At 50.5% G+C, this 8,443-nt stretch carries 4 protein-coding genes and 1 pseudogene; 1 reads left to right on the top strand and 4 read right to left on the bottom strand.

Going from position 1 to position 8,443, the window contains the following annotated elements; genetic code table 11:
- Positions 1–378: pentapeptide repeat-containing protein (locus IGR76_10485; GenBank protein MBF2078920.1), on the top strand; the 378-nt coding region annotated here is incomplete at its 5' end.
- Positions 379–469: 91 nt separating this feature from the next.
- On the opposite strand, the pseudogene IGR76_10480 reads toward IGR76_10485, so the two are convergent.
- The 4 genes and pseudogenes from IGR76_10480 to IGR76_10465 form a co-directional block, all read right to left on the bottom strand.
- A pseudogene (locus IGR76_10480) lies at positions 470–1,410 on the bottom strand (hypothetical protein).
- 298 nt (positions 1,411–1,708) lie between these two features.
- A complete protein-coding gene (locus tag IGR76_10475) occupies positions 1,709–4,699 on the bottom strand; it encodes a DUF4347 domain-containing protein (GenBank protein MBF2078919.1) in 2,991 nt (996 codons plus the stop codon).
- 481 nt (positions 4,700–5,180) lie between these two features.
- On the bottom strand, positions 5,181–7,700 hold the full coding sequence (gene ppsA / locus IGR76_10470) for a phosphoenolpyruvate synthase (GenBank protein ID MBF2078918.1): 2,520 nt from the start codon (positions 7,698–7,700) through the stop codon (positions 5,181–5,183).
- Between the two features lie 567 nt (positions 7,701–8,267).
- Positions 8,268–8,443: IS5/IS1182 family transposase (locus IGR76_10465; protein ID MBF2078917.1), on the bottom strand; the 176-nt coding region annotated here is incomplete at its 5' end.

Here is an 8,443-nt window from a genome sequence, read left to right as displayed (position 1 = left end):
TTGGAAGCGGACTTCTCAGGACGGGTGCTGACCGACTCTAGCTTTACGAAGGCCAACTTGCGGGGTAGTAACTTTAGCCAATCTGATCTCCAAGGAGTGAGCTTCTTTGGCGCGAATCTAGAAAGCGCAAACTTACAGGGGGCAAATCTGAGCTACGCCACCTTAGACACGGCACGATTTGCAGGCGCGGATTTGACTAATGCCATTCTAGAAGGGGCATTTGCCTTTAATGCCAACTTTGATGGGGCCATTATCGATGGTGCCGACTTCACCGATGTGCTGCTACGCCAGGATGTGCAAGAGAAGCTGTGTCGAGTGGCAAAGGGTACGAATCCGGTGACGGGACGCGCCACTCGCGATACGTTGGAATGTCCATAACATCATTAAACCCAAACTCAGACATCGGTGGAGACAATGATCGCCTCCACCTGTCAGGTTTAGATAGTCCTAGAGCGTAACCTAGCTGTGCCTAGACCAGTTCCACGTGCTGAGCAATTTTGAAGTCTGCGTTGCTAGCAATGTTTTCCAGGGTGGCAATCTGCTGACCATCAAAGCTCAGCTCACCTGTGGAGAGCTGGAATGTAAAGAGGCGGGTTGAGTTGACATCAAATCCTTTCCCTTTAATTTGAATCACATCGCCTTCGCTAGCGTTGAAGTCCATAATGCGATCGACCCCTTCGGATCGAGCTTTGGAGGTAAAGACAAAGGCATCTGCGCCCGCTCCACCGACCATGACGTCATTGCCCGCATTACCTACCAGATAATCGTTTCCGGTTTCGCCATAGAGCTTATCGTTGCCATCGCCACCGGACCATCGCCACCGGATAGGATATCGTTGCCATCATGGGCATAGCGAGCGGCAATAACAAGATTAAAGCTCTGGCCGCGCGTGCTTTTTGTGCCCCCGTACAGAGTATCGTTGCCACCTTTGCCAAGAATAACGTCATCTCCATAGTGACCAACCGCCGTTTCGGCAGTATTTTTACCAATAATTTGGTCGTTGGCAAACGTTCCTGAAACGATGCTGCCAAAATTTTGAAGGGGTGTGTTTTTGAAAACACCAATCATGCCAGATTTGGGGTTTAGCAAGTCGGCGATCAACGCCGTAAATTGAGCGTCATCGAGTCCATCTTCGATACCGCGATAGGTATTTTCGATGAATAAGACATCGGTGGGATTATTCGTTCCCATCTTCACGCGGATAAAGGTTCCACCGGAGCCAATGACGGCCTGATATTGGTAGCTAGAATGATCGGCAATTCCGGGTAAACGAATCGTATCTTCGCCAATGGTAAAGTCTTGGATTTTGACCAAATCGCGGTTCGATTGGACAATTTTGCCCCAGGCATCATTCCCGAATTCTGCTACTTGATCGTCCGCAGCTTTCAGTTGAGCGTTGATCTGTGCCATGTCGAAACCGAAGTTGATACACCGTTCGTGATAATCATTTGTTTCATTCCTTGTTGGTGAGTGGGCTTGTTAGTATTGCTATGCCCTGATCTTCAGAATGAATTGGTGATATAAAACGATGGCTAAATGTGATAGTTTGGTTCTCGAAGTTCGACGCAAAACATTGTGTGGTGTGACGGAAAACACAGGATAATGCCTGGAATTTTCGAGATACACAGCCCCAAAACGAAAGAGCGATCGCCCCTTTGTAAAAGAGCGATCGCCCACTGTGTCCAGCCCTAGGAATGGCTAGATAGATTTAGAGAATGAAACTGCTCCGTCCCAGATTGTCTGCATTGACGCCGCGAAGCAGGGCAAAGGTGCGGACATCGTCTCCCGCTTCCCCTGCGACGTTGATGTCGAGTTGGGTTATGCTGCCCACCTGAGTCAAGCTGACATAGCGACCAAACGCGCCTTTACTGGCAAACTGATTGCCGTCAAACAGTTCACTGAGGTCAATGAGATCTTGCCCAATCTTGAAGTTACGGATGCGATCGCCCGATTCTCCACCATCGCGGATTCTCCGATAGACAATCACGTCAGTGCCTTTGCCGCCAGTCAATAGATCTTCACCAGCACCACCAACCAGGATATCGTCTCCTTGGCGACCATTCACCCGGTCTTGACCTCGATTGCCGCTCAGAATGTCTTCGCCCTTGTTCCCTCGGATGATGTCGTCACCCGATGCGCCCCGCAGGCGGTCATCCCCATTCCGACCACTCACAAAGTCATCGTCCTTACCGCCGTTCGCGATGTCACTACCTGCAGCACCGCGAATCCGATCATCCCCTGAATTCCCTTTCAGGCGATCGCTGCCTGCACCACCGTTAATCGCATCATCGCCATTTTCACCCCGAATCCGGTCGGAACCTGCATCGCCACCGAGGGTATCGTCACCCGATCCGCCATTGATGCGATCGTCGCCAATTCGACCTGCAATCGTATCGTCACCGAAGTTGCCAAATAGGGTGTCATTTCCTTTGTCTCCCCGGATGCGATCGCTGCCGCCCTTACCTTCAACGGCATCATCGCCATCACCACCTTGCAGACGGTCATTGCCTCGCCCACCAAAAATGACATCATCCCCGGCATCTCCGGTGATTTCGTCATTATCGCGTTTACCGAAAAGCGTGTCATCGCCCGCGCCACCGCTGATGCGATCGCTACCTTTGCCGCCCTGTCCAAAATCAGCACCCGACGCACCATCCAGACTATCGTTTCCGTCATTGCCAATCAGGGTGTCATTCCCGGCATCTCCAAGCAGGTTGTCATTTCCAGCACGACCCACTACAAGGTCATCACAAAGACGCCCCCGCAGCCGATCATCTCCCGCCTTACCAAAGATCTGATCGCGTCCGTCTGCCCCGGAGAGTCTGTCGTTCCTGTTTGTGCCTCGAATCGTATCTCCACGACGGCATTGGGATGAGGAACCACTCCCCGATGTGATAGAGATTTGGGCAGGGGTTCGGTCTGATGCTCCCTGATTATCAATGGCGGCGTACTCAAAGCTAGTTCCGGAAAAGCGAGGAGTGGATTGGAAAAAGAGACTCCCAATATCACCCGCATCGATGCGCTGTCCTGCTGAAACAGGAGTGCCATTCCGGTCAGGATTTCCAAGGAACAGCGTCCCTTGTCTAGAGGGAGGTAGCGTCTCGATCCGAAATTGTTCAACTGTACCATCTGGATCATGACCATTTAGCCCTCGCAAACGGTTCACCGTATCTGGCTCAATCCGTTTGCTAACGTCGTCGGTTTCCGGTCGCTCATTGGTCGTGCTACTGCCTACCTGGAGGCGCACGGTCGCAGGCGTCGGATCTTGGAGTCCATCATTATCGATCGCCGCATATTCAAAGGTCGTACCGGAGAAATTGTTGCTGGCCTGGAAAAAGACATCGTCAATCCGGTTCGCACGGATGCGATCGCCCACCTGAAGTTCGGTGCCGCCATTAGCCGGATCACCTAAAAAGAGAGTTCCCTGGCCAGAGGGTGGCACTGATGTGATGCGGAATCGTGCGATTGTGCCATCGGGATCGCTGCCCGTGAGTCCATTGAGCTGGCGAGTCTCACCAGGATTCACACGTTGTCGGACATTGTCCGTATCTGGAGAAAGATTAGTGCCCGGATCGTTGAAGAAGATGTTACTGAGAATCGCGATCCCTTGTTCGCCCGGATCCGCACTGGCCTGAGCACCATTGCGGTAGATCAGTTGGTAGCTGGTAATGGGGGAATCAAAGGAAACGTTTAGGGTTCCCTGGCCAGAGTTAGCACCAGTATTGTCAGCATTGCCCACTCCAGTGGCAACGTCGCCGTTAATGGTGTAGGTGGCATTGTTGCTTGCTGTCAGTGTCGGCTGAACGACAGTATTTCCAAAAAAACCAAGAATTTCGACTTCATCTTGCCAGCCCTCGGCGGCAAAATTTTCGTCGATGTCGTAAATCCCAAAGGCAACCCCATCCACAGCTTGACTAAACTCTACGGTAGTTGTAGTGGAGTCTTGAAGTGTGGCAGCATTCATCGTAACATGGAGCGCTTCTACCACCGTTGTATCTCCACCCTGTAGCGAGGCAACATCATTCGGAGTGATAATACCACCTGCCTGCCCAAAGGTAACTCCGTTGGTAGTATTGATGGTGATCGTAACGTCCACGCCCGTACCACCCACATCAGTGTAGGTGTTTGTGCCCGTCGTACCCTGGGGCCAATCAATGCCGGGGTCTGACCAGTCAAACAAGGCCATCACGGCGGCATAGGTTGCCATCGTATGTTCTGCCAAGGCTGGTCGAGTTTTGATTGGCGCAGTTTGGACGGCAAGGTTCCAGTCTCCGCCGAGGGCTGATACACCGGTTAGGGTATCGGAAGCGGCGATCGCCGGTTGAGTCAGGTGTGCGATGCGCTGAACGAGCGATCGCCCTAAATCAGTTGCCGCAAGCTGACAGCCATACAGCCAAATCTCGGCTTGGCTTGAAAGAGTATTTGACCAAGCCTGAAGGGACTGAGCGTAGTTGCCTAGGTTCAATAACGAGAGATGAGTAGTCCCTAGGGCCAAAACGCCCGGAGTCGCGTGGGATAGGATGTGCAGTGCGTGAATATCCTGATGGGTTTGCAGGAACTGGGTAATTTGGGCAATTCCGTCCTGATGTTGGTCTAAAACTAGAACTTCAGCACCCTCTAGAACCCCTGCGGCTAGATGTTGATAGTTATCTAGTCCAGAATCAACAACGACTAGAGTATGGATAGATTTTGCAGCCATTATATCGGTGCCCCAAAAATACAGTAAACGTCAATGTTTGAATGTCAATCTGCGTGCAATGCATACTAAGATACAGGAAGCTTTCTCACAGTCAATGTAAGTACGTAGACTGAAGGGCTTGAGTGATTTTAACGTTAGTAGGAAAACCAGACATTGCTTACTCTTTTTTCACGAGATGAAATGCGTAACTGAGATCGAGGGTTTGTTAAAAATGACACTCAATTAGCTTGGCGAAACTGCCCAAATCCTGGCCTAACTTTGGAAAGCGTTGCAAAATTGACCGTTTTCATTGCTAACGCTCAACCATACTATTGACCTTCACAATCGGCAAGTCTATATTGCTAAATATTTTTGAATTAGAGGTTGGCTCCATTTCTAATTGATGGAAGGACTCAGTTACATTACTTAAGTGTAGCCTCCGCCTGAGTCAGACGGAGGCTAGAGTTTGCTCTGGGCACTAGAAACTGATTGAGGTCAGCGCCTAGAGAGACTGTTCCGTTTGGGCGATCGCCAATCGGGTTTTCAGCACCGTATCCGGGTTGAGACTGATCGAGTCAATTCCTTGTTCTACCAGAAATTCGGCAAATTCTGGATAGTCACTGGGAGCTTGTCCACAAATGCCCACCTTGCGTCCCTTCGCTTTCACGCGATGGATCACCGTTTGCACCATCTCTTTTACCCCTTCATCTCGCTCATCGAAAAGATGGGCAACCAAGGCTGAATCCCGATCCAGTCCCAACGTAAGCTGAGTCAGATCATTGGAACCAATCGAGAATCCATCGAAAATTTCGCTGAACTGATCGGCAAGGAGGACGTTGTTGGGAATCTCGCACATCACGTAAACCTGCAAACCGTTCTCCCCTCGCTTCAGCCCAAAGCTTTCCATCACCTCCAAAACTCTACGACCTTCTTTGGGGGTACGGCAGAACGGAATCATGGGAATCACATTCGTTAGTCCCATTTCATCCCGAACTCGTTTCAGGGCTTTGCATTCCAGTCCATACGCTTCGATGTACTTTGGATCGTAGTAGCGAGATGCCCCCCGCCATCCCAACATCGGATTATCTTCGCGGGGTTCAAACTGCTTTCCGCCCAGCAAGTTGGCATACTCGTTACTCTTGAAATCCGACATGCGCACAATCACGGGGTTCGGATAGAACGCTGCTGCTAGCATTGCAATTCCTGATGCCAGCTTATCCACGAAGAAATCAGGCTTGTAGGGATAGTTTGCGGTGAGCCGATTAATTTCCCGCTTCACAAACCGATCGTTCAGTTCATCAAACCGCAGTAGCGCCAAGGGATGAGCCTTGATGTGATTGGCGATGATAAACTCCGATCGCGCCAAACCGACACCATCGTTAGGAATGGACGCTAGACTAAAGGCTTCATGAGGGTTTCCCACGTTCATCATGATCTTGGTGCGGGTTTCAGGGAGATTATCCAAGGGCATCTCGGTCACCTCGAACGGCACCAGTCCTTCAAAAACAATGCCTTCTTCTCCCTCTACGCAGGAAACGGTGATTTCTTGACCATTGTGAATTACCTCAGTAGCATTTCCGCAGCCGACGATCGCCGGAATTCCCATCTCGCGGGCAATGATTGCGGCGTGACAGGTGCGACCTCCCTGGTTTGTTACTACCGCCTTCGCCTTTTTCATGATTGGTTCCCAGTCGGGATCCGTGCGGTTTGTAACGAGTACCTCACCCTCCTGGAAATCGCCAAGCTGATTAATGTCTAGGATGATACGTGCCTTCCCTTGCCCGATCATCTCGCCCACCGATCGCCCTTTGGTCAGCGGAATCAACTCTCCGGCTACTTGCTCTTTTAAAAGGTGGTAGGTGCGAAGAACATTACGGCTCTTTTGGGAATGGACGGTTTCCGGTCGAGCTTGCACGATAAAGAGATCGCCCGTCACGCCATCCTTTGCCCACTCAATATCCATTGGCGTGTAGGTATTCCGAACCTGGGAGTAATGTTCCTCGACAATGCAGGCCCAGTTCGCAAGCTGCAAAATTTCGTCATCCGTGAGGGCAAAGCGTTGGCGATCGCTCTTAGGAACCGATACGTTCACCGTTGGCTTACTGCCGCCGATGTCGCAGACCATTTTGATCTCTTTGCTGCCCAACCGCTTTTCTAAAATGGGTCGAAATCCATCTTTTAACGTCGGTTTAAAGACAACGTACTCATCCGGGTTAACGATGCCTTGTACGACCGTTTCACCCAGTCCGTAGGCCGCGGTGACTAGGGCAGCATCCTTAAATCCCGTTTCTGTATCAATCGAGAACATCACCCCAGAGGTCGCCAAATCCGATCGCACCATCTTTTGAACCCCAACGGATAGCGCCACATCAAAGTGATCAAATCCCTTTTGGGTACGGTAGGAAATGGCGCGATCGGTAAATAGCGATGCAAAACAGCGATGGCACGCATCCAGTACGCCCTTAATACCGCGCACGTTGAGGTAGGTTTCCTGCTGTCCGGCAAAACTAGCATCGGGCAAATCTTCGGCTGTGGCACTGGATCGTACCGCTACATCCACACCGCTGTAGAAACTACGACAGGCTTCCCGCTCGTCCCCTTCGAGGCGATCGCACACGTCCAGACTTAATTTATAGCGTTCGCAAAGTTGGATGTAGGCGGACACGATTTCGCTTTCCAGTTCTGGCGGGAAGGGGGTATCTAGGATGAGCAATCGCGCCTGTCGTCCATGTTCCCGCAGGTTGTTGACATCATCGACATCTAAGGTTTCAAACAGCTGGCGCAACCGTTCATCCAGACTAGCTTGCTGGATAAAGTAGCGAAATGCGGTGGCGGTGACGGCAAATCCCGACGGCACATTAATCCCTTTTGGCGCCAATTGCTGAATTAATTCACCTAATGAGGCATTTTTGCCTCCTACTAAAGAGACATCCTCCATGCCAACCTCTTCAAACCAAAGCACTAATGCCTGATCGTTAGGCTGGGATCCAGATAAATCCTGAGATGTATTCAATGTAAACATAAGTGGTTCTCCAAATACGAGTTGTCTTTATCGGTTCAGCGATGCTGATTGAGGGGTACGCTTCGATGGCTTGAGAACGGAGAAGAGGAACGGTGGCGATCGCCTACAATATGTAAGCGTTACGAGGGCAAAAAATAGATGCCTGAATGCTTTCCGGCAAACGGATGAATGTCCCTCTTGGTTCTAGATCGATCGGTCTACGAACCCAACGGCTAAAATCTTGATTTTGAAGATACGCAGACATCCACCCCACATCGCGTTGTGTTGCCAAAGTATCGAAAGATAAACGCTACTCTCATGAACTGAATGCAGGGTGTTTAGGGGGAATGGTTAATGATGCCTAGCCACTCAGGGTCTAAATGAGAATAGAGATGTATTTTTACTGTAGGGGAATGTCTCCAGTCTAGCGTCCCCCTATCGGTTGACCTAGTTGGTATACAACTTTGTAACGATTCGGCCTAAATGGTATGGATAGCAGCAGTTTTTATCCGTAGATTACTTTAGTTTGACACGGCTTTGTTGCATGATTAGAAAAACGGTCAGGTTCGCCTTGAGAGTGTCCTGGTATTAACCTTCAACCTTGTAGCTATCGGGTTTAGCGATCTGAATCATGCGGTTGAGCGCAACACATTTGATGAACAATTCCACGGCTTGATTGTCAAATTGACGTGCACTGAGATTGCCCCCAAAAATAGTCTTAAAGCGGAACATGGTAGTTTCAGCAATCGAACGACGATGATAGC

The sequence above is a fragment of the Synechococcales cyanobacterium T60_A2020_003 genome (assembly GCA_015272205.1).
Taxonomy (GTDB): domain Bacteria; phylum Cyanobacteriota; class Cyanobacteriia; order RECH01; family RECH01; genus JACYMB01.
Note: the sequence above shows the minus strand (reverse complement) of the source record. Positions and strands in the feature narration are given on the sequence as shown.

What these genes read in the sequence shown, in the direction of transcription:
- IGR76_10475 (MBF2078919.1), bottom strand. Translation starts at nt 4,699, where the DNA reads ATGGCTGCAAAATCTATCCATACTCTAGTCGTTGTTGATTCTGGACTA.
- ppsA (MBF2078918.1), bottom strand. Translation starts at nt 7,700, where the DNA reads ATGTTTACATTGAATACATCTCAGGATTTATCTGGATCCCAGCCTAAC.